Source organism: Corallococcus sp. CA049B (genome assembly GCF_003611685.1).
Lineage (GTDB): Bacteria > Myxococcota > Myxococcia > Myxococcales > Myxococcaceae > Corallococcus > Corallococcus coralloides.
Map to the genome: position 1 here is coordinate 1 of NZ_RAWC01000092.1, position 25,942 is coordinate 25,942.

The 25,942-nt window shown below is 69.0% G+C and carries 23 protein-coding genes and 1 pseudogene; 17 read left to right on the forward strand and 7 right to left on the reverse strand.

Features of this window, described 5'->3' with window-relative positions:
• A pseudogene (locus tag D7W82_RS20665) lies at positions 1-201 on the reverse strand (hypothetical protein); the annotation flags it as partial.
• A 130-nt stretch (positions 202-331) separates the two neighbouring features.
• On the opposite strand from D7W82_RS20665, the gene xth reads away from it, so the two are divergent.
• From xth to D7W82_RS20690, 6 genes are all read left to right on the forward strand, one after another.
• Positions 332-1,102 carry an exodeoxyribonuclease III gene (gene xth / locus D7W82_RS20670; RefSeq protein ID WP_120619994.1) on the forward strand — a complete coding sequence of 257 codons (771 nt, stop codon included), beginning with the start codon at positions 332-334 and terminating at the stop codon, positions 1,100-1,102.
• A gap of 78 nt (positions 1,103-1,180) precedes the next feature.
• The gene (locus tag D7W82_RS20675) at positions 1,181-1,903 is read left to right on the forward strand and encodes a TIR domain-containing protein (RefSeq protein ID WP_120619995.1); all 723 of its coding nucleotides are present in this window, start codon (positions 1,181-1,183) and stop codon (positions 1,901-1,903) included.
• Positions 1,900-2,865: a hypothetical protein gene (locus tag D7W82_RS40120; protein WP_147439426.1), complete on the forward strand. Its 966-nt coding sequence runs from the start codon at positions 1,900-1,902 to the stop codon at positions 2,863-2,865. Before D7W82_RS20675 ends, D7W82_RS40120 begins: the two co-directional genes overlap by 4 nt.
• 32 nt (positions 2,866-2,897) lie before the next feature.
• Positions 2,898-4,070, forward strand: coding sequence for a threonine synthase (locus tag D7W82_RS20680; RefSeq protein ID WP_120619996.1), 1,173 nt, complete (start codon positions 2,898-2,900; stop codon positions 4,068-4,070).
• The gene (locus D7W82_RS20685; protein WP_147439428.1) at positions 4,067-4,726 is read left to right on the forward strand and encodes a TIGR02269 family lipoprotein; all 660 of its coding nucleotides are present in this window, start codon (positions 4,067-4,069) and stop codon (positions 4,724-4,726) included. Before D7W82_RS20680 ends, D7W82_RS20685 begins: the two co-directional genes overlap by 4 nt.
• Before the next feature lie 30 nt (positions 4,727-4,756).
• Positions 4,757-5,452 carry a double-CXXCG motif protein gene (locus D7W82_RS20690; RefSeq protein WP_255417246.1) on the forward strand — a complete coding sequence of 232 codons (696 nt, stop codon included), beginning with the start codon at positions 4,757-4,759 and terminating at the stop codon, positions 5,450-5,452.
• Between the two features lies 1 nt (position 5,453).
• Here the strand turns inward: D7W82_RS20690 and D7W82_RS20695 are convergent, their stop codons facing one another.
• Positions 5,454-7,844 (reverse strand): glycoside hydrolase family 31 protein, encoded by a 2,391-nt coding sequence (locus tag D7W82_RS20695; RefSeq protein ID WP_120619999.1) that lies wholly within the window; start codon positions 7,842-7,844, stop codon positions 5,454-5,456.
• Between the two features lie 74 nt (positions 7,845-7,918).
• On the opposite strand from D7W82_RS20695, the gene D7W82_RS20700 reads away from it, so the two are divergent.
• The 7 genes from D7W82_RS20700 (at position 7,919) to D7W82_RS20730 (ending at position 15,316) form a co-directional block, all read left to right on the forward strand.
• On the forward strand, positions 7,919-8,110 hold the full coding sequence (locus tag D7W82_RS20700) for a hypothetical protein (RefSeq protein WP_233587832.1): 192 nt from the start codon (positions 7,919-7,921) through the stop codon (positions 8,108-8,110).
• A gap of 94 nt (positions 8,111-8,204) precedes the next feature.
• Positions 8,205-8,708 (forward strand): hypothetical protein, encoded by a 504-nt coding sequence (locus tag D7W82_RS20705; protein WP_120620001.1) that lies wholly within the window; start codon positions 8,205-8,207, stop codon positions 8,706-8,708.
• A gap of 133 nt (positions 8,709-8,841) precedes the next feature.
• Positions 8,842-10,485 carry a GMC oxidoreductase gene (locus D7W82_RS20710; protein ID WP_120620002.1) on the forward strand — a complete coding sequence of 548 codons (1,644 nt, stop codon included), beginning with the start codon at positions 8,842-8,844 and terminating at the stop codon, positions 10,483-10,485.
• 350 nt (positions 10,486-10,835) lie between these two features.
• Positions 10,836-12,272, forward strand: a complete 1,437-nt coding sequence (locus tag D7W82_RS20715) for a sensor histidine kinase (RefSeq protein ID WP_120620016.1) — start codon at positions 10,836-10,838, stop codon at positions 12,270-12,272.
• Between the two features lie 65 nt (positions 12,273-12,337).
• Positions 12,338-13,012, forward strand: coding sequence for a DUF2378 family protein (locus tag D7W82_RS20720; protein WP_120620003.1), 675 nt, complete (start codon positions 12,338-12,340; stop codon positions 13,010-13,012).
• A gap of 118 nt (positions 13,013-13,130) precedes the next feature.
• The gene (gene dgt / locus D7W82_RS20725) at positions 13,131-14,585 is read left to right on the forward strand and encodes a dGTP triphosphohydrolase (protein WP_120620004.1); all 1,455 of its coding nucleotides are present in this window, start codon (positions 13,131-13,133) and stop codon (positions 14,583-14,585) included.
• Between the two features lie 56 nt (positions 14,586-14,641).
• Positions 14,642-15,316 (forward strand): SOS response-associated peptidase, encoded by a 675-nt coding sequence (locus D7W82_RS20730; protein WP_120620005.1) that lies wholly within the window; start codon positions 14,642-14,644, stop codon positions 15,314-15,316.
• 10 nt (positions 15,317-15,326) lie between these two features.
• Here D7W82_RS20730 and D7W82_RS20735 read toward each other — a convergent pair whose 3' ends face one another.
• Positions 15,327-15,725 carry a two-component system response regulator gene (locus tag D7W82_RS20735; RefSeq protein ID WP_233587833.1) on the reverse strand — a complete coding sequence of 133 codons (399 nt, stop codon included), beginning with the start codon at positions 15,723-15,725 and terminating at the stop codon, positions 15,327-15,329.
• A gap of 448 nt (positions 15,726-16,173) precedes the next feature.
• Between D7W82_RS20735 and D7W82_RS20740 the strand changes: the two genes are divergently transcribed.
• Positions 16,174-18,912, forward strand: a complete 2,739-nt coding sequence (locus D7W82_RS20740) for a response regulator (protein ID WP_120620006.1) — start codon at positions 16,174-16,176, stop codon at positions 18,910-18,912.
• On the opposite strand, the gene D7W82_RS20745 is transcribed toward D7W82_RS20740, so the two are convergent.
• The 3 genes from D7W82_RS20745 to D7W82_RS41020 form a co-directional block, all read right to left on the reverse strand.
• The gene (locus D7W82_RS20745) at positions 18,909-20,426 is read right to left on the reverse strand and encodes an Hsp70 family protein (protein WP_120620007.1); all 1,518 of its coding nucleotides are present in this window, start codon (positions 20,424-20,426) and stop codon (positions 18,909-18,911) included. The two genes, D7W82_RS20740 and D7W82_RS20745, sit on opposite strands and share 4 nt — an antisense overlap.
• 125 nt (positions 20,427-20,551) lie before the next feature.
• Positions 20,552-20,935: a GIY-YIG nuclease family protein gene (locus D7W82_RS41015; protein ID WP_171426139.1), complete on the reverse strand. Its 384-nt coding sequence runs from the start codon at positions 20,933-20,935 to the stop codon at positions 20,552-20,554.
• The gene (locus D7W82_RS41020) at positions 20,922-21,494 is read right to left on the reverse strand and encodes a hypothetical protein (RefSeq protein WP_199727798.1); all 573 of its coding nucleotides are present in this window, start codon (positions 21,492-21,494) and stop codon (positions 20,922-20,924) included. Before D7W82_RS41020 ends, D7W82_RS41015 begins: the two co-directional genes overlap by 14 nt.
• Before the next feature lie 247 nt (positions 21,495-21,741).
• Between D7W82_RS41020 and D7W82_RS20755 the strand changes: the two genes are divergently transcribed.
• Positions 21,742-23,076 (forward strand): hypothetical protein, encoded by a 1,335-nt coding sequence (locus D7W82_RS20755; RefSeq protein ID WP_147439430.1) that lies wholly within the window; start codon positions 21,742-21,744, stop codon positions 23,074-23,076.
• A 20-nt stretch (positions 23,077-23,096) separates the two neighbouring features.
• Here the strand turns inward: D7W82_RS20755 and D7W82_RS20760 are convergent, their stop codons facing one another.
• Positions 23,097-24,557 (reverse strand): sigma-54 dependent transcriptional regulator, encoded by a 1,461-nt coding sequence (locus D7W82_RS20760; protein ID WP_120620009.1) that lies wholly within the window; start codon positions 24,555-24,557, stop codon positions 23,097-23,099.
• 176 nt (positions 24,558-24,733) lie between these two features.
• Here D7W82_RS20760 and D7W82_RS20765 point away from each other — a divergent pair, with 176 nt between their 5' ends.
• Both D7W82_RS20765 and D7W82_RS20770 read left to right on the forward strand, forming a co-directional pair.
• Positions 24,734-25,483, forward strand: coding sequence for an OmpA family protein (locus tag D7W82_RS20765; RefSeq protein ID WP_120620010.1), 750 nt, complete (start codon positions 24,734-24,736; stop codon positions 25,481-25,483).
• 23 nt (positions 25,484-25,506) lie between these two features.
• Positions 25,507-25,941: a chemotaxis protein CheW gene (locus tag D7W82_RS20770; RefSeq protein WP_120620011.1), complete on the forward strand. Its 435-nt coding sequence runs from the start codon at positions 25,507-25,509 to the stop codon at positions 25,939-25,941.
• The last annotated feature ends 1 nt before the right edge of the window (position 25,942 follow it).

The window sequence follows — 25,942 nt, forward strand, 5'->3', positions numbered from 1 at the left end:
GACAGGGGGCTGTCCCGCGCGGGCCTCCAGGGCGTGGGAGAGCCAGGGCTTGAGCAGGCGGGGCAGGGGGACGTCCTCCCAGGCGGCGAGCCCCAGGGCGGCGAGCGCGGCGGGGATGAGGGCCTTGCGAAGCGCGGGCGGCACGGTGAAGCGCCGGGAGGAGGCGGAGCGATGGGACCGGGTGCGCGTCTTCGGGTTCATGGCCATCCCCTTTGCGACCGGTGTGCCAACGGATTTCCCCTCTGAGGGGCGGCGGGTGTGTCCCTGGGGCCACAGGAGAGAGGGGAAAAGCGTGGCAGGGGCGTGGGCCGCGTGCGACGGTCCGCGCCGCATGCGAATCGCGACCTGGAACGTGAACTCGGTGAGGGCCCGGCAGCAGCGGTTGATCAACTGGCTGAAGAGCAACCAGCCAGACGTGCTGTGCCTGCAGGAGCTCAAGTGCACCGACGCGGACTTCCCCTTCGACGCGGTGAAGGAGGCGGGCTACTGCGCCGCGGTGCACGGGCAGAAGACGTACAACGGCGTGGCCATCCTGGCGAAGACGGAGCCGACGGACGTCATCCGGGGCCTGTCGGACGGGGTGGATGACACGCACGCGCGCTTCATCTCCGCGACGGTGAACGGCATCCGCGTGGTGAGCGCGTACGCGCCCAACGGGCAGCAGGTGGACTCGCCCGCGTATGTCTACAAGCTGGAGTGGTACCGGCGGCTGCGCAACTACCTGGACACGCGCCACAAGCCGGACGACCTGGTGGTGATGGGCGGGGACTGGAACATCGCGCCGGACCCCATCGACGTGTACGACGTGGCGCAGTGGGAAGGGCAGACGCTCTTCACGTTGCGCGAGCGGGACGCGCTCCAGCAGGTGTGTGCCTTTGGGCTGACGGATGCGTTCCGCAAGCTGTACCCGGACGTGCAGAAGTTCTCCTGGTGGGACTATCGGATGCTGATGTTCCCCAAGAACAAGGGCGTGCGAATCGACCACCTGTTCCTCACGGCGCCGCTGGTGCCCCGGCTCACGGCGTGTGACGTGGACCGCGAGGAGCGCAAGGGACAGCAGCCGTCGGACCACGCGCCGGTGTGGCTGGAGTTGAAGGACTGAGTAGAAGCACTTTGTTGGTTAAATTGATGTTTGTGCGACTGTGAGTCCGACGGATTGAGAGTCCCGGGTGGATGCGATATGAAAAAAAGGCTATTTATTGGTTCGTCAGTGGAAGGACTGGACGTTGCGAATGCAGTTCAAGGACTTCTTGAACGCGACGCTGAGTCCACGGTTTGGCATCAAGGCATCTTTGATGTAGGAGGAACTTCACTTCAGACGCTGATCAAGACAGCGGAGGCGTCAGACGCCGCTGTGTTCGTTTTTTCAGCGGATGATGAGATTAAGATAAGAGGCAATACCCATTTGGCGGTTCGCGATAATGTGATTTTCGAACTTGGGTTATTTATAGGAGTTCTTGGTGCGGAAGATGTGTATATTGTGGCGCCGCGAGATAGTTCGGGGCTGCGAATTCCGACAGATATTCTAGGTGTCACCTATGCAACCTATGACCCACGGCGCTCTGATGGCAATATAGATGCGGCGCTGGGGCCTGCTTGTACGGCTATCCGAAGGCAATTGCGTAGAGATGTTGGTGAAAAAGGTTTCGATGCGGATGTTGCGCCTCGTTTGGTTGGTTTTAATGACGAGGAAAGTGTTGGACTGATTCAGGCTTGGTTGCGAAGGTCTATCATGGCTGTGCTGCTAAGGCCGCATCGACATGATGAGGTTGATCACGAGTTGGGGCTTTCGCGAGGGACCTCCGCAAGGCTGGCTAGGAGAGCTGTGGAAGATCCGTCCACTGGCTGGCGTGTTGTTGCTGATAATGGAGAAGTGTTTCATCTGGAAATGAAAAAGAGGTGAGTGCTGTGTTGATTCGCTCGTTTGTGTATCTTGATGATTACAAGTTGTTCTCTTTTTCGTCTCAGCTGTTTAAGGGTTTGACTGAGCACGTTGTTAATTTCTCAAGTCGATCGCAGGGGGATGAAAGAAGCAGGGAGGCGTCGCCGGGTAGCGCGCGGTTGGTTGCTGAGATTGCATCGGAGCGAAGCAGTGTTTCCGAGAAAAGGTTCTTGCACGACCATGCTTATAATTTGTTTGAGCAGGAGCTTGAGTCGCGTGGGGGTATTGCTGGTGTGAGTGAGTTGAGTCGGTTGGTTGATTTTCAGGCGTCGAAATTTATTAAAATATCTGGAAGTGCCGTGGTTAATGACGCGCAAGCGCTTCGAGATATGGTTGTGAGATTTAATGAAATTGTTGATTCTTTGGCGTGTGTGACTAGTTTGGGTCGCAAGCTTGAAATGCAGGAGGCTGTTAGGCAAGCGAGCCAGGAGGTAAAGGATCGCAATGAGCTTGCGCGGCTGGCGAGGCAGTTGAAGCAGTTTACTCCTCAGAATCTGTCCAAAGAGGCTGGATTGAGAATGGACGAGGAGTATATGCGCCGACTCGCCTATCTTCTTGAACATGGTTATGGAGATCAGCTTCAGATGCAGGTTCCTGTTAAGGCTGCTGACGGTGAGTTGGTTTTTAGCGCTGTGCTTAAACGGGAAGCTTTGCGTGAGTCAAAGGAGGTGTTGGTCCAAAAATATGCGCGCCTTATGGAGCAAAGGGTGACAATTGTTGGTATTCCCACCCAGGCTGGGGCTCCGGTGGCATCGCTTCGGATGCTGGATGATGTTGAGTCGACCGTTAAGGTCGTTCTTAATAAGTCTGTTTCGAATATGTCTGAAATGGAGTTGAATTTCACAGGGAGAATGGAAAGGGAGGTTGTTGTTGATCCAGTTGCGATCTACGTGGAAGTAGAAGTTCCAGGCACATTGGCCTGAACGGAGTGTTGCCTGGGGTAAAGGGGTACGAGTTGCTCGTCAGCCGACTTGAATGCACGAAGTGCGACCAGACGTACGCGCCGGGCAAGGTGTGGAACCTGTGCACGGCGTGTCAGGCGCCGTTGTTCGCGCGCTACGACCTGGAGCGCGCGGCGAAGACGCTGCGCAAGGAAGCGCTGCCTGGCCGTGAGCGCTCCATGTGGCGTTACCACGAGGTGCTGCCGGTGGATGACCCGGGGCAGCGCCTGACGTTGGGCGAAGGCTTCACGCCGCTGCTGCCCGCGCCCCGGCTGGGATCATGGCTGGGATTGCCGCGGGTCTGGGTGAAGGACGAGAGTGGCAACCCGACCGGTTCCTTCAAGGCGCGCGGTCTGTCCGCAGCGGTGTCCATGGCGAAGGCGCTGGGCGCGAAGGCGGTGTGTCTGCCCTCTGCGGGGAACGCGGGCAGCGCGCTGGCGGCATACGCGGCGCGAGGCGGGATGGAGGCGCACGTCTTCGTGCCGAAGGACATCGCGTCACTGTTCCTGATGGAGACGCGGGCGTACGGCGCGCACGTGGAGACGGTGGAGGGGCTCATCTCCGACGCGGGCCGGGTGTGCGCGGGGCTGGCGAAGGAGCATGGCTGGTACGAGTGCGCCACGCTGAAGGAGCCATACCGCGTCGAGGGCAAGAAGACGATGGGCTACGAGCTGGCCGAGCAGCTCGGGTGGACGCTGCCGGACGTCATCCTCTATCCGACGGGCGGAGGCACGGGGCTCATCGGGATGTGGAAGGCCTTCGACGAGATGGAGACGATGGGGCTGATTGATTCGAAGCGGCCCCGGATGGTGGCGGTGCAGGCGGAAGGCTGCGCGCCCATCGTGAAGGCGCACGCGGAAGGCAAGCCGGACGCGCCCATGTGGCAGGGCGCGACGACGCACGCGCACGGCCTGCGGGTGCCCAAGGCGCTGGGCGACTTCCTCATCCTGCGCGCGGTGAAGCACAGCCACGGCACGGCGGTGTCTGTGACGGAGGAGGAGATCGTCCAGGGCACGAAGGACGCAGCCGCGGCGGAAGGGCTGTTCATGGCGCCGGAGGGTGGCGCGTGCGTGGCGGCGCTCAAGAAGCTTCAGGCCGCCGGGGAGGTGAAGCCGGAGGAGACGGTGGTCGTGTTCAACACGGGCACGGGCTTCAAGTACGTGGAGAACATGGCGCCGCTGTGGTGAGCGCCCGACGGGTGAAGGTCTTCGCGCTTGTCGTCTCCCTGATGCTGGTGGGGTGCGCGTCCGCGCCCCTGCCGGCGCTGGAGGACTGGGGCGCGGCGGAGGACGACGCCTGCGAAGGGCACGACCGGTGCGTGGCGCTGGTCTGCGCTGATGACCTCTGCGGGCTCTATCGCTGCGAGGACACCGGGGTGTTGCTGGCGCGGGGAGGCATCCGGCCTCCCGTGTCGTCAGCGGCACCCGGTTCAGGTCCCCGGCGGAACTGGGGCAGTGCCCAGCCGCTTCCGGGGGACCGCGAAGCCATCTTCGTCATCCGTTGGTACAACCATCCCGCGCCTCCTCCGCCACCGGATGGCAGGAGGCCTTCCGGCTCGGGATGGGTCAAGCATCATCTCTACCCGCAGGAGCCGGGTCTCGCGATCTTCTTTAGACGGCAGGGCGGTATCAACGTGCATGATTTCACGATGATCATCCCTCGCGCGGAGCACGTGCGGCTGCATGGCGTGGGGGGGCAGGGCGGCCCCTGGAATCAGGCGTGGCGCGACTTCGCTCGCAGCAACACGCGGGCCACCCCAAAGGAAATCCAGGATCAGTTGGCTCGGATGATCGTTGACTTCAACATCATGGGTCCCATTGTTCCCTACTACAGGCTTCAATAGGTGCCGGGAGGACGCGTGAAGTTCTTTGAGGTGCACCCAGCGGAAGGTCCGCGCTTCACTGGCTACATCAATGGTGTGCACCGATGGGGGCTTCCAGGGGGACTCTGCCCGGTCTGCCATGCGAGCCCGGGTGGACTGGGAGAGGCGTATCCGTCCGTGGATCTCTCGGGCTGGGCCCATCGTCAGGAACTCGTGGAGGCCCGGCAGGTTCCGCTCGAAGAGTATGAGCGACTACGTGAGCTGGTTCGGTCCCAGGTTCCCTTCGACGCCCCATTGTTCCCAGGTGCTGAGTTCGGGCCCCTCACAGGAAAGGCCTCCGGCAAATGGGGAGCTATCCATCTGCCAGAACCCTGGACCCTCGTGATGCGGCCTGACGCCCTGGAGCGCATGCGCGAAGAGAACATCGCGCTTCGTGCCAGCCAAATGGACCTGCGGTTCCTGGGCCGGACGGAAGTGGAGTTGCTGGAGATCGAACTACATCCCCGTGGCCGAGTGCACGACAGTTGTTTCCCTGAAGGACGAGAACGTCCGTGCGAACGGTGCGGACGTCAGGGAGGCAGTTATCCGAAAGAGCCCATCCTGGATGGACACACCCTGCCCAAGGACCAGGACCTGTTCCGGCTGACCGACTACACGACCATCATCATCGCCACGGAGCGCTTCGTGGACGCCGTGAACCGCTTCGGCTTCGAAGGCGTCGTGTTCAAGGAGCTTCCTGTCCTCTGACCTACGGCGCCACGTCCAGCCGCGTCCAATCCGCGGCGACCTGGAGTTCCAGCACACCGTCCTCGAAACGGTGTGCCCGCGCGCCCGTCACCTTCCGCACCGACGTCAATCCATACACCCGGATCGTCTCTTCCGTCCGGGCTCGCGCGAGCGCCCTCGTCTCGCTCCGCTCCAATCGCAGCACTCCATCCGTCACTCCGCCGCGCAGCTCCGTGAGCCGTGACTCGCCGTAGCCGTCTCCCGCGTCCTCGTAGAGCCGGCCGTATATCTCCGGCGCCGCGTGCACGTGCCACTCCAGGTGCTTCCAGTTCGCGTCCGTGGTGTGCATCGCGGGCCGTGTCAGCGCCACCGCGCCTCCCGCGCGCAGCCACACCGGCACCGTGTCCAGCGGCCCGTCCGCGATGACGTGCCGGCCTCCCTCGCGCACCTCTCCGGTCCGCTCCAACCCCGGCCACTCCAGCCACGCACCCGCTGGCAAATACGCCAGCCGCTTCGTCTGTCCGGGCCGCACCACCGGCGCCACCAGCAGGTCCCTTCCGAACAGGAACTGATCAAACGCGCCCGCCGCCTCCGCGTCCCCGGGCGCCTCCATCAGCAGCGGCCTCAGCGGCGCGATCCCCGTCTCCGACGCCTCGTGCATCAGCGTGTACAGCGTGGGCAGCAGCCGATACCGCCGCTCCAGCGCCGCTCGCGCCAGCGTCAGGTAGGGCTCTCCGAAGCGCCACGGCTCCTGCGGTGACGTTCCCTTGCCCGCGTGGTTTCGCATCAGCGGGTAGAACGTGCCCGTCTGCATCCAGCGCACCAGCAGCTCGCCGTTCGCCCGGCCGATGAAGCCCGGGATGTCCACCCCTGTGTGCGCCACCGCCGCCAGGCCCAAGCCCATCAACATGGGCAGCGACGTCTCCAGCTGCGTCCAGTGGCTGGAGTTGTCCCCCGTCCACACCGCCGAGTAACGCTGGATGCCCGCGAACCCCGCCCGCGTCAGCAGGAACGGCCGGGCCTCCGGACGCAGCTCTCGCAAGCCCTCGAACGCGCCCTTCGCCATGCCCAGCGCGTAGACGTTGTGCACCTCCAGGTGCCGCTTGTCCCCGTGACGCGCGTCGTACGGCAGCGTCTTGCCCTCCACCTGGCCAATGCCTTCCGCGCGCTCGCTCGTCAGCGTGAGGATGCCCACGTCCGGCTGCACCCCGAAGCACGACGGCTCGTTCATGTCGTTCCAGAACCCCGCCATACCCATTGCCACGAAGTCGCGATGCAGGCCGCCCCACCAGCGCTGCACCTCCGGCCGCGTCAGGTCCGGGAACACCGCGGGCTTGGGCCACACCTCGCCCACCAGCACGCCGCCCCGGTCGTAGCGCACCAGGTGGTCGCGCGCCTTCGCGTCCTCATACACACTCCAGCCCGGCTCCAGCTTCAAGGCCGGATCGATGATGGGGACCAGCCGCACGCCCTGCGCCGCCGCCTCGCGCACCAGGCCGGCCGGGTCCGGGTAGCGCGCCCGGTCCCAGGTCCAGACCTTGTACCCATCCATGTAATCGATATCGAGGTACACGCAGTCCAGCGGCAGGTCCCGCTGCCGGTAGCCCTGGATGACGCCCCGGATGTCCTGCGCGTTCTCGTAACCCCAGCGGCTCTGCTGCGCGCCCAGGCTCCACAGCGGGGGCAGGGGAGGCCGCCCCGTCAGCGCCGCGTACCCGCGCACCACGTCCGCGGGCAGGGGCCCCGCGAAGAGGTAGCAGTCCAGCTCCGGCCCCCACGACTCCCACGCCACCCGCGACGCGTCCGCGAGCGCCACGTCCACCTCCGAGCGCCAGGACTCGTCCAGGAAGAACCCCCACGCTACGCCGTCTCGCAGGCCCACGAAGAACGGGATGGACTGGTAGAGCGGATCCGTGTCCGGGTGGTGCGGCACCACGTCCGTGTTCCAGAACGTGAAGTGCATGCCGCGCTTGTCCAGCGGCCCCACCTTCTCTCCGAACCCCAGGTAGCGCTCCCCCTCCGGCGCCCGCAGCTTCAGCCGCGCGCGGTGCCGGCTCATCGGATACGCGGCCTGCACCTCACCGGACACCTCCACGCAGCGCGCCAGCTCCCGCCCCTGCGCGTCCTGGAAGCGCCACGTCCCCGACTCCACGTCCACCTCCAGGGACACGCCGTCCGCCGTCACCCGCGCGCGCTCGCCGTCGCGCTCGACCTTCAAGGGGAGGCCCCCTTCGGCGATGACGGACCAGGACCGCTTGCCGGGCAGCTCGGGATGGAGGAAGCCGATCTCCGACGACACCGGCGCGTGCCTCAGCCGCAGCACCCCGGGCAGCGGACACGACACCTCCAGGACGGCGTGCCGGCCGGACAGGCGCAGCCGGTGGGGTTCGACGTGGGCGTCAGTGACGTGCATGCCTGGGAATCTAGGGAGCGCGCGCGGCCCGCACCCGCCTTTCCTTCCGGGCCCGTGCGATGCTGTCCACTGCCATGACGCCGCCCCCTGATCCGCTGCCCTTCCCGGACAGCCTCTGCCACCGCTGCGCCGCGCCGCCCCGCTACGTCCAGACGCGGACCACCACCTTCATCATGTGTCCGCTCCTGCCCCAGAAGTACGCGCCCCAGCCCGTGCGCGCGTGCTCGCTGTTCCGTCCCCCCGAGCCCGGCGCCACGCCCGCGTAAGCCCCCTTCGGCTCCGAAGCCGGGCAGGCAGCGGGGCGGCAGCGGCCATTCCCCGCGAGGCATCCGTACCTTTGTCACAAGCAAAGGAGCCTTCATGGCCAGCCGTCGGAAGACCCACGCCGCCCCCCGGCGCAAGCACGCCGCCGCCACGCCCGCGAAGCGCGCCGCGCGCAAGAGCCACGCGCCCGCCACCGCCAGCAGCCGCTATACGAACCCCGCGCTGCGCGACCGCCTCAAGCAGCGCATCATGAAGAGCGACAAGGGCGGGCGCGCGGGCCAATGGAGCGCGCGCAAGGCCCAGCTCCTCGCCGCGGAGTACAAGAAGGCCGGCGGCGGCTACCGGGGCTCCCGCGGCACGGCGCAGCGCCACCTGTCCTCCTGGACGAAGGAGGAGTGGGGCACCCAGGACGGCGGCACCCGCGCCCGACACGGCCGCACCACCGCGCGCTACCTGCCCAAGGAGGCCTGGGCCCACCTGAGCCCGGCGCAGAAGAAGGCCACCGAGCGCCGCAAGCGCGCGGGCTCCCGGGCCGGCCGCCAGTTCGTCGCCAACACGCCCGCCGCACGCCGGGCGAGGAGGCAGGCCACGAAGCGCTAGCCCGCGCTCCGGGGCCTCCCTGATTCCGGAGGCGTGCGACAGGTCCCGCCAGGACGGCTCGCGCTCGTGGCATAGAGTGCGGACCTCCTGGAGGCGGGACGCTCACACGCCCGAAGGAGACGGGGAGAACGTCATGGACTGCGACTGGCTCATCATCGGCTCGGGGTTTGGCGGCAGCGTCAGCGCGTTGCGGCTCGTCGAGAAGGGCTACCGCGTGGTGATGCTGGAGAAGGGCCGGCGCCTCCAGGGCCAGGACTTCCCCAAGTCCAACTGGAACCTGAAGCGCTGGCTGTGGATGCCCCGGCTCGGGTGGCGCGGCCTCTTCAAGATGACCTTCTTCCGCCACGTCACCGTGCTGTCCGGCGTCGGCGTGGGCGGCGGGTCGCTCGTCTACGCCAACACGCTGCCCATCCCACGGGACGACTTCTTCGGCGCCGCCTCCTGGGGCCACCTGGCGCCGTGGAAGGAGGAGCTCGCGCCGCACTACGCGACCGCGCGCCGCATGCTGGGCGCCACCGTCAACCCGCTCAACACCTTCCCCGACCAGATCCTGCGCGAAGTGGGAGAAGACCTGGGCCGCACCGACTTCCAGCCCACCACCGTGGCCATCTACTTCGGCGAGCCCGGCGTCACCGTGAAGGACCCCTACTTCGGCGGCGAGGGCCCGGAGCGCACCGGCTGCAACGCGTGCGGCGGCTGCATGCTGGGCTGCCGCAACAACGCCAAGAACACGCTCGACAAGAACTACCTCTACTTCGCGGAGAAGAAGGGCCTCACCCTCCACGCGGACACGGAGGTGACGTGGGTGCGCCCCCTGCCCGGCGGCGGCGGTTACGAGGTGACGGCGAAAGAGGGCACCGGCTTCTTCAAGAAGACGCGCCGCTTCACCGCGAAGCACGTCGTCTTCGCGGGAGGCGTGCTGGGCACCCTGGACCTGCTGCTCAAGCTCAAGGACGCACCGGACGGCCTGCCGAACCTCTCCGAGCGCGTAGGCGACGGCGTGCGCACCAACTCCGAGGCGCTCATCGGCGTCGTCAGCGGCAAGAAGCAGAAGGACCGCGACCTGTCCCGGGGCATCGCCATCGGGTCCATCCTCCACACCGACGAGCACTCGCACCTGGAGCCCGTGCGCTACCCGGAGGGGTCCGGCTTCTTCCGCCTGCTCATGGCCCCGCACGTCCCCGGCGCCACCGCGTGGTCGCGCGTGGCCCGGCTGGTGGGGCTGCTCGCGCGCCGTCCCCTGCGCTTCCTCCAGGCCTGGTTCGTCCCGGACTTCGCGCGCCGCACGATGATCCTCCTGTACATGCGCACCATGGAGGGCCACCTGCGCATGCGCCGGGGCCGCGCGCTCACCACCGGCTTCCGCTCCGGCCTCACCACCGGCCTGCAGGAAGGCCCCGCGCCCACCGCGAACATGCCGGAGGCCTTCGACCTGGCGAAGCGCGTGTCCGACAAGCTGGATGGCTACCCCATGACCATGGTCAGCGAAACGCTCATGGGCATCCCGACCACCGCGCACATCCTGGGCGGCGCGTGCATGGGGGACTCACCAAAGACAGGCGCCATTGACGCGCGCCACCGCTTGTATGGCTATGAGGGGTTGTATGTGGTGGATGGCGCGGCCATCTCCGCCAACCCCGGCGTCAATCCCTCGCTCACCATCGCCGCGCTCGCCGAGCGCGCCATGACCTTCATCCCCGCCGCCCGGGAGCTGCCCCGGGGCGACACGGACGCCACGCTCGAAGCCCCCTCGCGCGCCCACGCCGCCGCCTCCTGACACACGCCCGAGGGCGTGTACGCGGATGCCCCCTGTGCCCCCTTGGGACCTGGGGTCGGGCGCGATTGATCAGACGTGAGCGCGGGACTCGTACTCCGGTCCTGCGCTCCGCGCATCCGGTGGACGCGGGGATGGCCCGCTTGTCATTGTTGGCTGCGAATGCACGGGATGGCGCCACCCTGGCGACGTCCCACACCGTCGGCGTGGGTGGGAGCCGGCAGTGTTCAAGCAAGGGCACTCCGGGTGCCCCCAGGCAGCATGGTTGGCCTGAAGAGTTCCGTGTAGTTCCTATTTTGCAGGGTTATTCGCTTTCGCCACCAGTCCGGTCGGGTGAAGAGATGACTTCGTTCATGTCAGCCTTTTCCATTCATGCTCCGGTGAAGGGCTCTCCTGGACTGGAGGGCCGTGCGGCGGCGCTGCTGGCGTTGCAGTTGCGCGAGTCGCGCAAGCGGGTGGACGGCCTGTTCACCTGGCTGATGTTGGGGCAGTGGGCGGCGGCGGTGCTGGTGGCGGTGTTCGTGTCTCCCTATGGGTGGGAGGGCAAGGTGCGCGCGCTGCACCTGCACGTGCAGATGGCGGTGCTGCTGGGCGCGGCGCTGTGCGTGTTCCCGGTGATGCTCACGCGGCTGCACGCGGGGGAGACGGCGACGCGCCACGTGGTGGCCATCAGCCAGATGCTCTGGTCCGCGCTGCTCATCCACCTGACGGGGGGCCGCATCGAGACGCACTTCCACATCTTCGGCTCGCTGGCGGTGCTGTCGTTCTACCGCGACCCGAAGGTGCTCCTCACCGCCAGCCTGGCCATCGTCGTGGACCACTGCATGCGGGGCGCGCTGTGGCCGGAGTCCGTCTACGGCCAGCTGCACCCGGAGTGGTGGCGCTTCCTGGAGCATGCCTTCTGGGTGGCGGCCATCGACGTGGTGCTGGTCGTCGCCTGCCGGGACGCGCTGCGCGAGCTGCGGGAGCGGGCCGGGCGTCAGGCCCTGGCGGAGGCCACCCTCGAGGAGGAGCTGGCGCTGCGCGCGGGACAGCTGGACGCCGCCGTGCGCGAGGTGCACGCCGTCCGCGGCCACGTGGAGCAGATGGAGCGGCTGGCGTCGCTGGGTCAGATGACGGCCAGCGTCAGCCACGAGCTGCGCAACCCGCTGGCGGCCGCGCGCACCGCGAATGCGTTCGTCCTGCGCCGGATGCGCAAGGCGGAGGCCTTGCCCGCGGATCCCCGCATCGCGCGCTTCCTGGACATCATCGACCGGGAGCTGCAGGCGTGCTCGGTCATCATCTCCGACCTGCTGGACTACGCGAAGGGCCGGCCTCCGCGCCGCACGCCCTGTCCGCTCAAGCCGCTGGTGGAGGAAGCCATCAGCGTGGTGCCGCGCCGCGAGGGCGTGCGCGTGGACAACCAGGTGCCGGACGGGCTGCCGGTGCCGCACCTGGACCGCGAGCAGTTCCGCCAGGTGCTGGTCAACCTCATCCAGAACGCGGTGGAGTCCATCCCGGCGGAGCGCTCCGGGACGGTCTGCGTGCACGCCGACGCGCTGGGGGACGGCGGCTGGAGCCTGCGCGTGACGGACGACGGGCCGGGCATCCCCGCGCCGCTCCTGGAGCGCATCTTCGAGCCCATGTTCACCACCAAGCTGCGCGGCACCGGGCTGGGGCTCGCCATCGTGAAGCGGCTGGTGCAGGGGCATGGCGCGCGCATCCAGGCGGAGAGCGACTTCGGTCACGGCTCGCGCTTCACCGTCCTCTTTCCGGACGCGTGCGCACCGGCGGCCGCGGCGCATCCCTGAAGAGAGCAGCGGCAGGTTGGCGACTCGCGCGTGGGGCGTGGGCTCACGCGATAACGGAGGCAGGCATGCAGGCACAGGCGAAGCCGTACCCGGAGGCGGGTTCGGTGGATGCGGACTGGGCAGTGCGGCGCATGGCGGCGACGGAGCTGGACACCGCCCGGGGGATGTTCTTCCTGGGGGTGCTGGAGACGGTGCGCAGCGGCGTGGGCGAGGAGGCGGTGGCCGCGTGCAGGGCCGTCACCGACGAGCGCCGCTTCGTGGGCTTCTTCAACTACCCGGTGGCCACCTTCCTCAAGCTGGCGCAGGTGGCGGCGCGGCAGTTGTCACCCCGGTGGGGCGGGTTCGACGAGGCGCTGCGGCAGATGGGGATGCAGGCCACGCGCAGCTTCCTGGAGTCCGCGGTGGGGCGCACGTTCCTGCTGCTGGCCGCGGGGGACCCGCGCAAGCTCGTGACGAACCTGCCGGCCGGCTACCAGATGGCGGTGAGCTACGGGGAGCGCACCGTCGACTGGAGGGGAGAGGGGGACGCGCTGTTCATCATGCGGCGCGACTTCATGCCGGCGGCGTATCACGAGGGGGTGCTGCGCGAGGTGCTCACCATGGTGGGGGCTCGGAACGCTCGGGTCCAGGGGCGCAAGCTGGGCCTGCTGGACACCGAGTACCACATCACCTGGGAGGCGCCGGTCGTGCTGCCCGCGGAGCCTCCCAGGTCGCCCTCGCGCTGGCGGATGTTCCAGTAAGGGGGAGCGCGGGGACCGGGAGTTGGGGCCCGGTCCCCAGGCGCAGCGCCCCGGATGGCGCGGGAACTTGCGCCCCCGGCGCGGCGGGGCTCTCCTCTCACCAGGAGGTCTCCACCGCGTGAGCCGCGATGACAGTCAGGAACGGACGGAGCGCTGGCGGAGGCTCCTGTCGGACACCCGCATCGGGTCGGGGCCGCGCTCCGCGCAGGCGGAGGCAGCTGGCGCGGAGGCCGCGCACCGGCAGCTCGATGAGCGCAATGACTACTCGCGGGACTACGACCGCATCGTCTTCTCCAGCGAGTTCCGCTGCCTGCACGACAAGACGCAGGTGTTCCCGCTGTCGACGAGCGACTACACGCGCACGCGCCTCACGCACAGCATCGAGGCGTCCTGCGTGGGCCGCTCCCTGGGCCATCAGGCCGGGCTGGGGTTGAAGGCGCAGGGCGTGGAGCTGGACCCGTCGCACCTGGGCACCATCGTCGCGGCGGCGTGCCTGGCGCACGACATCGGCAACCCGCCGTTCGGCCACTCCGGGGAGGCGGCCATCCAGCACTGGGTGGGGCAGCGGCTCTCGCCGCCAGGGGAGGGGAGGAAGAGCCCGTTCGCGACGGAGGCCGAGTGGCGCGACCTGTGCGACTTCGAGGGCAACGCGCAGGGCTTCCGCATCCTCAACCGGCTCCAGTCGCGCGAGCGCCGGGGCGGGCTGCGCTACACGGCCGCGACGCTGGGGGCCATGAGCAAGTACCCGCGTCCGTCGGTGCTGCCCGGCTCGCGGCAGAAGACGAAGGGGGTCGTGTCGGAGAAGAAGTTCGGTTACTTCCAGGACGACGTCGACCTGGCGCTGGAGGCGTACCGCGCCACGGGCTTGCGCGAGCGCGAGCCCGGCGTGTTCAGCCGCCACCCGCTGGCCTTCCTCGTCGAGGCGGCGGACGACATCTGCTACGCGGTCATCGACCTGGAGGACTCCGCGAAGCTGGGGCTCGTGCCCATGGAGCGCGCGTGTCAGCTGCTGGAGTCGGTGCTGCCGGAGCCCTCGGTCCGCAAGCCGCCCCGGCACCTGGAGACGCGGATGGCGCAGGCGCGGGCACGGGCCATCGGGAAGCTCATCCCGGAGTGCGTGGAGGCCTTCCTGGAGCACGCGCACGACCTGGAGGCGGGGCGGACGGAGACGTCGCTCACCGCGCTCAAGCCCGACGTGCGCGCGCGGCTGGAGGAGATCACCGACTTCACCCGCGAGCATGGCTACTGGAGCGAGCGCGTGCTCCAGATCGAGAGCGCCGGCTTCAAGACGCTGGGCGGCCTGCTGGACATGTTCGCCCTGTCGGTGGTGGCGGAGTCCCCCAACGCGGAGGAGAAGAAGCTGCGGCAGCTGTTGCCCCTGGAGTGCTTCCAGCGCCCGGAGTTCGCGGCGGCGGATGAGGCGGCGCAGCGGCCGCTCCGCAGGGACGAGGCCATCCAGCGGCTCACGCCGTACCAGCGGCTCTTGTGCGTGACGGACTACATCACCGGCCTGTCGGACAGCCGCGCGGTGGAGCTGTACCAGCGCCTGTCTGGCATCCAGCTGCCCACGTAGGCCCTCGGGCGCCGGGAACGTGCGGCGCCGGCCGCCGGGCGCTACGCTTCAATCCCATGTGTGGCCGAGTCACCGTCCGGACCTCTCCCGCGCAGCTCGTCGCCGAGCTGGAGCTCGCGGGCGCGCGCGCGACGCTGGAGCGCGAGCGCTTCAACCTCTGTCCCACGCAGCTCCTGCCCGTGGTGCCCAACGACGGCGCGCGGCTCTTGGACGTGTTCCGCTGGGGGCTCATCCCCTCCTGGGCGAAGGAAGCGTCCATTGGCAACAAGCTGATCAACGCGCGCGGTGAGACGGTGGCGGAGAAGCCCAGCTTCCGCTCGGCGCTGAAGCGCAGGCGGTGTCTGGTGGTGGTGGACGGCTGGTACGAGTGGAAGCAGTCCACGAAGCCCAAGACGCCGTACTTCTTCCACCACCGCGACGGGAAGCCGCTGGCCCTGGCGGGGCTCTGGGAGGAGTGGACGGCCCCGGACACGGGCGAGGTGCTGCGCACCTGCACCATCATCACCACGGGCCCCAACGCGCTGATGGCGCCCATCCACGACCGGATGCCCGTCATCCTGTCGCCGGAAGGCCAGGCCGTGTGGCTTCGCCCGGAGCCGCAGGATGCGTCCGTCCTGCTGCCGCTGCTCGTCCCCGCCGCGGAAGCGCCGCTGGACGTCTACGAGGTGGCGCGCGGGGTGAACTCCCCCGCCAACGACAGCCCGGAGTGCGTGGCCCGCGTCGCGGCCTGAGCCGCGCCCGCTATCCCGCCGGGGTGCCCTCCTTCTTCTCCGGAGGCGGGTAGTAGGGCGCCACGGCCTCCTTGAAGAGCTCCATGTGCAGGGGCTTGCGCAGGGTCCCGACGACGCCGGCCATCCGCTCCGGCTGGAAGCTGGCGGTGAGCACGAAGACGGGCAGTCCGCACAGCGTCGCGTCGTCGTGCATCCGGCGCAGGAAGCCGTAGCCGTCCATCACCGGCATCATCAAGTCCAGCAGGACGATGCAGGGCTTGCGGCAGGAGGCCAGCGCCAACAATCCCTCCTCGCCATTGGTCGCCGTCAGCACGGAGTAGCCTTCGAGCTCGAGGTACCGGGCCATGACTTCCAGCTCCGGCTCGTCATCGATGAGGAGGATCAAGGGCGGGGTCGTCGCGTTGGGCACGGCTCTCTCTTCCGTGGGGTCAAAGGAAAGCTAGGTCGCCCGAACGCCGCACTGACCAGGGCCTTCTTTTGATTCCGGGCCGGCGGTCCCCACCCCGGCCGGTGGCACAGGGGGCCGGTTGGCCGTCTGCCCCGAAACAGTGGCGCGGGGGCCCCTGGACAGTTCCTGGGTGCTCGGGAGAAAGCCCCCTAGGATTCACACGCGATGGCGTCCTGCGACAGGGCCGTGCCGGGCAGGCGCCAGCGCCCTGGGAGACCGCACGCCGCTGCATGGAAACAGAATGAAACATCCCGCCCCCCTGCATGGCCAGGCAGGCCTTCCAACCCCCTGAATCGCCGTCCCGGGAGCGCCGGGAAAAGGCCTGCGCCTGCCCACCTCCACGGTTTTCCATGGATGACATGGAACTGGCGCCTCGACTGACCTACAGTTCTTGAACGGAGGGGGAAGTTTGCCCGAACTGCCACCCAGCGCGTATCCGGCCTTGTTCGAGCACACGCGAGACGGCGTGCTCGTCCTGGACCCGACCCTGCGGGTCGTGGCCGTGAACCGTGCCGCGGAGGCGCTGCTGGGCCCTCGCGACCTGTGGGTGGGGCAGTCCGTGGACGGCGTGCTGCCGGGTTGGACGCCCCCCCAGGTCTCTTCCCCGGACGCTGCTCCCCTGGAAACGGAGGTCCCGGTGGGCCCGGTGGGCTCCGTGCGGGTGCAGGCGCTGCCGCAGGACGGCGGCTGGCTGCTGCTGCTCCGGGGCCTGGACGCGGCCCAGGCGGCCGAGTCCATCCTCCGGCAGCAGAAGGAGTTCTTCGAGGCGGTGGTGCGCCACAGCCCGGTGGCCATCGTCACCATCAGCCGCGCCTTCGAGGTGCTGTCCTGGAACCCCGCCGCGGAGCGGCTCTTCGGGTACGCGCCGCAGGAGGCGCTGGGGCGCAACATCCTCAAGCTGGTGGCCAACGTGGACGACATCCGTCCGGAGGCCGAGGAGACGTCGCGCGAGGTGCTGCGCAAGGACCGCGTGCACGTCGTCACCAGGCGCGCGCGCAAGGACGGCACGGTGGTGGACGTGGAGCTGCGCGCCATGCCGGTGACGGTGGCGGGCCAGTCCATGGGCTTCATCGCCATCTACCACGACGTCACCGACCTCCAGCGGGCGCGCCAGTCCGCCGAGGACGCCAACCAGGCCAAGAGCCTGTTCCTGGCCACCGTGAGCCACGAAATCCGCACGCCGATGAACGCCATCATCGGCATGGCGGGGCTGCTCATGGACACGGCGCTCACGCCCGAGCAGCGCGACTTCGCGTCCACCATCCGCCAGAGCGGGGACGCGCTGCTGGGGCTGCTCAACGACATGCTGGACTTCTCCAAGATAGAAGCCGGCCGGGTCGAACTGGAGCAGCAGCCCTTCAACCTGCGCCAGTGCGTGGAGTCCGTGCTGGATCTGCTCGCCATGCGCGCGAGCGAGAAGTCCCTGGACCTGGGCTACCACGTCACGGACGAGACGCCCGTCAGCGTGGTGGGCGACGGCGCGCGCCTGCGGCAGGTGCTGCTCAACCTGGTGGGCAACGCGGTGAAGTTCACCGAGCGCGGCGGGGTGTCCATCTCCGTGGACACGCCGCGCCAGCCGCTCGCGCCGGGCGGCCTCTTCGAACTGCACTTCTCGGTGCAGGACACCGGCCTTGGCATCAGCGAGGCCGCGCGCGCGGGCCTCTTCCAGCCCTTCAACCAGCTGGATGAATCCGTGTCGCGCCGCTACGGCGGCACGGGGCTGGGGCTGGCCATCAGCAAGCGGCTGGTGGAGGCGATGGGCGGGCGGCTGTGGATGGAGAGCGAGGGTGTCCCGGGCAAGGGCGCCACGTTCCACTTCACCTTCCAGGCGCGCGAGGCCCCTCGCGGCGCGGAGGCCCTGCGTCCGGACGCGCTGAAGCTGCACGGCCGGCGGGTGCTGGTGGTGGATGACAACGCCATCAACCGCAAGCTGCTGGGCCGCCAGCTGGCCGCGTGGGGCATGGCCATCGTGGAGGTGGGCTCCGGCGCGGAGGCGCTGTCCAAGCTGGAGTCCGGGGCCCGCTTCGACCTGGCCATCCTGGACCACCGCATGCCGCTGATGGACGGCCCCACGCTGGCGGCGCACATCCGCCAGCAGCGCGACGCGCGCGAGCTGCCCCTGTTGCTGCTCACCTCGTTTGATCAGCGCGACGCGCAGCCGCCCGGCCTCTTCACGGCGGTGCTGCCCCGGCCGGTGAAGGCGTCGCAGCTGCATGACGCGCTGATGACGTGCCTGGCCCAGGACCTCATCTCCGCCCGGCCCATCCCCGTCACGCCCGCGCCCGCCACGCGCGAGCGCTCCGTGTTCAACACGCGCCCCGGCGAGCAGATGCCGCTGCGCATCCTGCTGGTGGAGGACAACCCCACCAACCAGAAGCTGGCGCTGCTGGTGCTGGAGCGGCTGGGCTACCCGGCGGACACCGCGAACAACGGCCGCGAGGGGCTGAACCTCCTGGCGCGCAAGCGCTACGACGTCGTGCTGATGGACGTGCAGATGCCGGAGCTGGACGGCTTGGCGACGACGCGCCAGCTGCGCCAGGAAATGCCCGTCAGCGAGCAGCCGTGGATCATCGCCATGACGGCCAACGCGATGACGGCGGACCGCCGCGAGTGCCTGGACGCGGGCATGGACGACTTCCTCAGCAAGCCCATCCGCGTGGAGGAGCTCATCTCCGCGCTGCGCCGCGCCTGGGAGCGCCTGCCGGGAAAGCCCGGGGGCGTCCCCGTCGCCCGTGCTCCGGAGGCCCCGCGCATGGGGGCCCCGCGCATCCGGGGGCTGGAGGCGGGCGCGCTGGAGCGGCTGTGGCAGTCCCTGGACGGGCAGGTGGAGCGGATGCTCCCGGAGCTCGTGGACACCGCGCTGGAGAGCATGCCCCGGTTGATGGAGGACGCGCGCGGGGCGCTCGCGCGCGGCGAGCTGGAGAACCTGGCGCGCGCCGCGCACACGCTCAAGTCCAACGCGGCCTACTTTGGCGCGGCCATGCTGGAGTCGCTGTGCTGGGACATCGAGCAGCGCGCGGACGCCCGGGTGATGGACGGGATGGAGCCGCTCGTCGCCCACTGCCAGGAGGCGCTGGAGGAGAGCCGCCGGCTCCTGGAGCAGCTCAAGGGCGCCGTGGTGCCCGGGCCCCGGCCTGACGCCTGCTAGGCCCGCTGGGGCGCGTTCGGGTCGCTGATGGTGAGCGGCTGACGCTGGCCGTCCTTCGCGACGAGGCTCGCGGTGAGGGCGAAGTCCGGCCCCATGCGCAGCTCCAGCGTGGTGGGGCCCGGGTGGGCCACGCGCCAGTCCGGCTCGATGCGCACGGTGCCCAGGAGCTCGCGCTCCACGGTGGTGCGATCCAACGCCTCGAAGAGCGCCACCGGCACGGGGCCGGGCCAGGGCGGCAGCTCCAGGTCCACGGTGCGCGTGCCGGGCACGGGCGTGTTGGCGGGGAGCACCTCGTGCTGGCCGCCGCCGGGCACCATGGCGCCAATGGGCATGGGCACCACGTCCGACAGGCCGCTGATGCCGCGCGCCAGGTTGCGCCCCAGGATGGCCGCGCCCACGGCCACGCCCAGCTCCGGGTGCACTTCCTTGTCCGACGACAGCTTCTTGAAGTGGGCCAGGCGCTTGCGGATGGCGGGCATGCGCGTCTGGCCGCCCACCATCACCAGCTCGTCGATGGCGTCCGGCTTCAGGCCCGCCTTCTCCAGCACGTCGTCGCACGCGGCGGCGGTGCGCTCGATGAGCTGGAACACCATGGCCTCCATCCGCTCGCGGGTGAGCGTGACGTGGAAGTCCACGAAGGCGCCGTCCTTCTGCGTGATGCAGGGGATGCGGATGGGGACGGACGCGCCGCTGGAGAGCGCCATCTTCGCGGACTCGGCGGCGAACACCAGGCGCTGCATCACGACCTTGTTGCCGCGCAGGTCGATGCCGTGCTCCTTCTGGAAGTCGTCCACCAGCGCTTCCACGATGGCTTCGTCGAAGTTGGCGCCGCCCAGGAACGCGTCGCCGCCGGTGGCCAGCACCTTCACCACGCGGTTCTGCACGGACATGAGCGTGACGTCGAAGGTGCCGCCGCCCAGGTCGAACACCATCACCGTCTGCTCGGGGTTTCGCAGGTTGGCGTAGTAGAGGGCCGCGGCGGTGGGCTCGTTGACGATGGCGCGCACGCGCAGGCCCGCCTTCTGGGCGGCGTGGCGGATGGCCTCGCGCTGGCGGATGCTGGCGTGCGCGGGCACGGTGAGCACGCACTCCTGGAACGGGGCCCCGGCCGCGTGCGTGGCCAGCGTGTTGAGGTGCTTGAGGATGAAGTGCGCCACGTCGATGAGCGGCGTCACCTTCCCGTACACCTCCACGGCGGTATAGCCGTCCGGGCCCTCCACCAGCTCGAAGGCGAAGCGGCCCCGGTGGCGGGCCACGTATTCGGACTGGAAGCGGCGGCCCAGGAAGCGCTTGGCGCCGAAGATGGTGTGGCGCGGGTCGTCGATGATCTGCCGCCGCGCCGCCGGGCCGACGATGGCCTTGTCTCCCGCGTGGAACCACGCGATGGAGGGCAGGGTGAGGCTCTTGTCCGCGATGGGCACCACGCGCAGCTTGTTCGCCTTGTCGAAGAAGGCCGCCGCGGTGTTGGTGGTCCCGAAGTCAATGCCGAGGATGGGGGCGGCGCTCGTGCTCATGTGGGGCCGCCATCCTCGCACGTCCCGCCGCGCCGGGGCACCCGGCACGGCGGGCGGGATGTGCTCAGGGGTGCTCCCGGCCGCCACCATTCGCCTGGGCGCGGAGGTCGGTTGAACCCACCGTGTCAGGGTCCGGGCGGCGTGTTGTAGCCGGCGTCGCCGTAGGGCCTCAGGCGCTCCAGCCACATCTCCTCCAGCACCTTCAATTCCTCCACGGGCGGTGGGCCACCGGGCTCCTCGCGGGGCTTGAGCCGGTCCAGCACCTCGAAGGAGAAGGCCGCCTCGCCGTGGCGCTCCCAGTCCGCCTGCAACGCGGGGACGCGGTGCATGCGCTGGGCGAACTCGAACCGGAGGCGGTTGAACATCGCGGTCAGGTTGAGGGCATGGCCCACGAACAGCTTGCCGTTGGCGTGGCAGCGGATGGCGTAGATGCCCATGGGCACCTCCGCTTCCTTGTACGCGCGCTTGCGCTCCGCGCGGGCCGCGCGCGAGTCGTCACCGGACGCCATGGTGACCTCCGAAGCCCCGCGAGACGAGCTTCGCCTCCAGCCGCGCCTTCGCGTCAGGGTCGCGCGGGCGCACCCAGTCGTGGCCCAGCCGCTCCCAGTCCGCGTCGCGCGAGTCGATGCCCAGCGCCTGGAGGAAGTCGGCCTCGCAGATGAAGCACTGCTCGCGGAAGGGGAAGAGGAAGCCACCCTGCGCGGCCAGGGAGCGAGCGGCCTCCTCGTACGTGGAGAACCACCGGTTGAGGAACGTGCTCTGGCCCTTCTGGAAGAAGGCGCGCGTGTCCAGCGCGTGCGCCCGGGCCTCCAGGGCCTGCTTCAGCTCCGACCAGGTGGTGTGCCCGGCTTCCCGCGCGACGACGGCGAGCCCGTGCTTGTGCCGCACGGTGTCCCGGCGCGCGAGCACCTCGCCCAGGGACAGGGCCGCGAAGAAGGGCAGGGCGCGCATCCGCTCCGCGGCGCGCGTGGCGCGGGCCGTGTCGGACGAGTCCAGGTCCTTGAGGAGCAGGGACGCGCGGACCTTGTATTCATGAAGCGTGACGGGGAGGGTGCTGCCGGTTCCCATGACGAATCCTCCGGTGCTGGCCCTCACCCGTTGGGGGACCGTGGAAGGACTTCATCAGGAGTCTGGCGACAGCGGGTGAAGCGAGGGTGACGTCGTCTTTCCGGGCGGCGGGCACCCCTCGGCACCCGTGGGACGAATAGACCAGACGTGCCGCGCGGGCGTCAACGCGGCCAGGGACGTGCGGCCAGGAGGGCGCCCCTTGATTCGGTCCATCCCCAGAGGGGCATGTGCCGGGTATGGTCCGGCGATGACGTCCGAACGCGCACGAACAGCCCCCTCCGCGGACGACCTTGCTGCCTCCGAGCCGGAGGCCGTGCGGATCCTGGAGGGAGGCGCGGAGATCATCTCCGGGGCGATGCGCCCCCATGCGGAGCTGGAGGCCATGCTGTCGGCCGGTGGCTGGAAGCGCCGCTTCCTGAAGCAGCCGGAGCGGGTGTCCGCGTTCGTGGCGGGGGCCGAAGCGGTGCGGGAAGCGCTGGCGCGTGTGCACCGCCGCGCGGAGGTGGAGGCGTGGACCGAGGACATGCCCGTCCTGCGACAGGCACGGGCGCTGTCCACGCAGCGCGAGCGCCTCACCCGGCTCGCGCGACAACGGCTGGACACGTTGACGGTCGCGCCTCCGGACGTGACCCTCGAAGAGGCGCTGACGCGGTTGGAGGCATTGCTTCGCCAGCCTGTCAGCAAGGCGCTGAAAGAGGGCGAGGTGCTCGTCTTCGAGCCCGACTACGGCGGTTCGAGGGGGAAGCCAGGCCCAGGCGTGGGCGGCATGAACGTGCCCTCTCGCTATCTCCTGCCGGTTCCGTTGGGCGCCTTGCTCCTCACCCTCCTCATGGTCTCGGGGCTTCCCGGGGCCAGGGAGCTGGGACTGGCCCTCATGGGGCTCTCCATTGGAGGCGTCCTGCTGTGGCCCCAGCTGCGCTCCGGCAGGGTGCGGATCACCAGCGAGCGGCTCCTCTGGACGCCCGTGTTCGGCGAGGCACAGGAGGTGCGTCTGGACTCGATCGCGGATGACGGCGTCCACCTGGACAGGAGCCAGTTCGACCTGGAGGTGACGGGCGACCGTCGGCTGCGCGCGCGCAGCGTGTCGGATGCCCTTCATCTGATGGTCGCGCTGGAGCTGCACCGTCGGCCACCCCTCCTCGGCGCGGCCCGGTCGGGCGTGCAGTTGGAGGACGTCGCCCTCCTCCCCGCGAAGGTGGGGGATGTCGAGGGTGTCTGCGTCCTGCGTCCCCACGCGTTGGCGTTCATCCCAGACAGGCGCGGCCCCCAGGCGCTTCAGGCCGTCACCGGAAGACCCACGTCGCTGAAGGGATTCGAGGCGGACCGGGTGTTGGAGGCGTTGCGCTGGCTGCCCGCGGAGGAGTTCGACGCCTGTGTCTCACGCGTGGTGAAGGCCACGGGCGGCCTTGCCTGGGCCGCGGGAGATGCGCACTTCGTTCCGGGCCCGCCGATATGGGTGGCGATCCGGATCAAGCGCGGTGAGCAGGTGCTGCTCGGCCGGGCGGAGTGGCACGACCGCGCCGCCGCCGAGCGGATTCTTCAGGGATGGCACCCGCGCCCCGCGCTTCCGCCCCCAGAGTAGGGAGCGGCCAATGCGGGCACCTACGATTCAGATTGTCCGCGGCGCAGGCCCAGGGCCTTCATCTTCTTGTAGAAGTGACCCCGCTCCAGGTCGAGGATCCGCGCCGCCTCCGTCACGTTGTCATGCGTGTGGGCGAGCACCCGCTGGATGATCTCCCGCTCCGCGTCCTCCACCTGCTCTCGGAAGGTCTGGTCCACGCGAGCCTTCCAACCGCCCGGGTTCGAGGGCGCGGGCTCGGCGGGCGCCGCCACCACCGGAGCGGGCTGCGCGGCGGGCACGTCACCGCCCACGGTAGGCTCGGGCATGGGGGGCAGGGGACGGCCCCGGGGCAAAAGCTCCAGCGCGTCCGTGCGCGAGACGACCGGCCCCTCGCAGAGGATGGCCAGGCGCTCCACCAGGTTGCGCAGCTCGCGCACGTTGCCCGGGTAGTCATACGCGCTCATCACCGCGAGCGCGTCCGGCGACAGCGCCAGGGGCCGCCGCCCGTTCTTCGCGCACGCCTCGCGCAGGAACGTGTCGATGAGGTCCGGCAGGTCCTCGCGGCGCTCGCGCAGCGGCGGCGAGTGGATCTGCACGACGTTGATCCGGTAGTAGAGGTCCTCGCGGAAGCGCCCCGCGGCGATCTCCTTCTCTAGATTCTTGTTCGTCGCGGCGATGACGCGCACGTCCACCTTGAGCGTCTCCGCGCCGCCCACGCGCTCCAATTCGCCCTCCTGGAGCACGCGCAGCAGCTTGGACTGCATCGCGGCCGGCATGTCGCCAATCTCGTCCAGGAAGAGGGTGCCCTCGTGCGCCAGCTCGAACTTGCCGCGCCGCACGCTCACCGCGCCGGTGAAGGCGCCCTTCTCGTGGCCGAACAGCTCGCTCTCGATGAGGTCGTGCGGCACCGCGGCGCAGTTGAGCTTCACGAACGGCCCGCCCTTGCGCCGGGAGTTCTGGTGCAGCGCCCGGGCAATCAGCTCCTTGCCGGTGCCGTTCTCACCGGTGATGAGCACGCGCCCCTCGCTGGGCGCCGTCCGCTGGATGAGGGAGAAGATGCGCTGCATGGCGGGCCCGCCGCCCACCATGTCGAAGCGGCCCAGCTGCGCGCGCAGCTCCTGCAACTCCTCCATCGCCGCCTGGTGCTTGAGCGCGTTGCGCAGCGCCACCAGCAGCCTGTCCCGCGCCAGCGGCTTCTCCAGGAAGTCGCGCGCCCCCAGCTGCGTCGCCTTCACCGCAGTGTCGATGGTGCCGTGGCCGGACATCATGATGACGGGCAGGTCCGGCTTGAGCTCCGTGAGCCGCGCCAGCACCGTGAGGCCGTCCATGTCCGGCATCTTCACGTCCATCAAGACGGCATCCACCGGCCGCGCGCTGACCACGTCCAGCGCCACCTGCCCGCTGCTGGCCAGCTCCGTGCGGTAGCCGGCCAGCTGCAACGACTGGCTCAGGGTGAGGAGGATGTTCTTTTCGTCATCAACGATGAGGACCGCAGCGGGCATGGGCAAACCGTTCACACTCTCACGGAAATAATCGGGGCATCAAGGGTCTCGTGTTGCCCCCGGGGCCGAGGAAAAGACAAATCTTTTGACTCTCCCCGGTGGGTCCGACTACACGCGACAGGCCGGGCCCACCCTCTGTGGGCCTCTCTTTTCCCGTGGTTGCTGTCGGAGGAATGATGCGCCGGATTTCGCTTTGGGCCGGGTTGGCCCTCGCCGTGGCCGTGCTGACCGGGTGCCCGCCCACCTACCCCAAGTGCAACAACGACGAACAGTGCCAGGAGAAGGGCGAGGTCTGCGTCCAGGGCCAGTGCCAGGAGTGCGCGACGGACGCGAACTGCCGCGAGGGCTTCACCTGCCAGGCCAACAAGTGCGCGCCCAAGCCTCCTGAGTGCACCACGGACGCGGCCTGTGGCTCCGGCCGCATCTGCGAGGCCGGCAAGTGCGCCGAGGCCCAGTGCAAGGACGACTCCGCGTGCAACGGTGGCAAGTGCCAGGCCGGCCGCTGCCAGGCCCCCAAGGACACCTGCTCCGCCAGCACCGACTGCGGTGAGGGCCAGGAGTGCCAGTCCGGCAAGTGCGTGACGGCCGACGCCAGCTCCAAGTGCGACTACTCGCCGGTGCCCTTCGGCTTCAACGAGTCCACCCTGGACTCCAGCGCGCAGTCGCGCCTGGGCGAGCTGGCGGCCTGCATCAAGGCCAGCCAGGGCAAGATCACCCTGGGCGGCCACGCGGACGAGCGCGGCACGGAGGAGTACAACCTCCAGCTGTCCAACCGCCGCGCCGCGGCCGTGAAGCGCTACCTGGTCGACCTGGGCGTGCCGTCCAACCGGCTGTCCACGGTGGGCTATGGTGAGACCCGCCCGCTGTCCAGCGCCGGCACCGAGGAAGGCTGGGCGGAGAACCGCCGCGTGGAGTTCCAGCGCTAGTTCTGGGGTAGGCTCTGGCGCGCATGGCCGCCCTAGAGTCGGAAACACGCCAGTCCTATCTCGTCTTCGCGTGTGGAAGCAGTTGGTACGCGGTGCCCGCGGAAGCCGCGGCGGAGGTCGTCACCTTCCCCGAGCTGACGCGGGTACCGGGTTCCCCGCCCCACCTGCTGGGTGTGTTCGCGCACCGGGGTGAAGTCATCCCCGTCGTGGACATGAGCCTGCTGGTGGGCGGGGTTTCCGCCGGGTCCCGCCGCGCCGTCCTGGTGCGGCTGGCCCGGGGAACGCTGGCCCTCACCGCCAGCAACGTCGCCGGTGTGTCCGCGCTGATGGGACCGCTGGAGCCCCTGGGCCCCTCGGGCGTGCACGTCCACCTGCGCGGCCCCGTGAAGAGCGGCTCGCGCGACGTGGCCGTCATCGACCCGGAAGGCCTCTTCGACCACCTCAGCCAGGGCGGATAGG

Excerpts from the sequence above, each read along its gene's own strand:
- xth (WP_120619994.1), top strand. The coding sequence starts at position 332 with ATGCGAATCGCGACCTGGAACGTGAACTCGGTGAGGGCCCGGCAGCAG.
- D7W82_RS20675 (WP_120619995.1), top strand. The coding sequence starts at position 1,181 with ATGAAAAAAAGGCTATTTATTGGTTCGTCAGTGGAAGGACTGGACGTT.
- D7W82_RS20695 (WP_120619999.1), bottom strand. The coding sequence starts at position 7,844 with ATGCACGTCACTGACGCCCACGTCGAACCCCACCGGCTGCGCCTGTCC.
- D7W82_RS20700 (WP_233587832.1), top strand. The coding sequence starts at position 7,919 with ATGACGCCGCCCCCTGATCCGCTGCCCTTCCCGGACAGCCTCTGCCAC.
- D7W82_RS20705 (WP_120620001.1), top strand. The coding sequence starts at position 8,205 with ATGGCCAGCCGTCGGAAGACCCACGCCGCCCCCCGGCGCAAGCACGCC.
- D7W82_RS20710 (WP_120620002.1), top strand. The coding sequence starts at position 8,842 with ATGGACTGCGACTGGCTCATCATCGGCTCGGGGTTTGGCGGCAGCGTC.
- D7W82_RS20715 (WP_120620016.1), top strand. The coding sequence starts at position 10,836 with ATGTCAGCCTTTTCCATTCATGCTCCGGTGAAGGGCTCTCCTGGACTG.
- D7W82_RS20720 (WP_120620003.1), top strand. The coding sequence starts at position 12,338 with ATGCAGGCACAGGCGAAGCCGTACCCGGAGGCGGGTTCGGTGGATGCG.
- D7W82_RS20730 (WP_120620005.1), top strand. The coding sequence starts at position 14,642 with ATGTGTGGCCGAGTCACCGTCCGGACCTCTCCCGCGCAGCTCGTCGCC.
- D7W82_RS20745 (WP_120620007.1), bottom strand. The coding sequence starts at position 20,426 with ATGAGCACGAGCGCCGCCCCCATCCTCGGCATTGACTTCGGGACCACC.
- D7W82_RS41015 (WP_171426139.1), bottom strand. The coding sequence starts at position 20,935 with ATGGCGTCCGGTGACGACTCGCGCGCGGCCCGCGCGGAGCGCAAGCGC.
- D7W82_RS41020 (WP_199727798.1), bottom strand. The coding sequence starts at position 21,494 with ATGGGAACCGGCAGCACCCTCCCCGTCACGCTTCATGAATACAAGGTC.
- D7W82_RS20755 (WP_147439430.1), top strand. The coding sequence starts at position 21,742 with ATGACGTCCGAACGCGCACGAACAGCCCCCTCCGCGGACGACCTTGCT.
- D7W82_RS20760 (WP_120620009.1), bottom strand. The coding sequence starts at position 24,557 with ATGCCCGCTGCGGTCCTCATCGTTGATGACGAAAAGAACATCCTCCTC.
- D7W82_RS20765 (WP_120620010.1), top strand. The coding sequence starts at position 24,734 with ATGCGCCGGATTTCGCTTTGGGCCGGGTTGGCCCTCGCCGTGGCCGTG.
- D7W82_RS20770 (WP_120620011.1), top strand. The coding sequence starts at position 25,507 with ATGGCCGCCCTAGAGTCGGAAACACGCCAGTCCTATCTCGTCTTCGCG.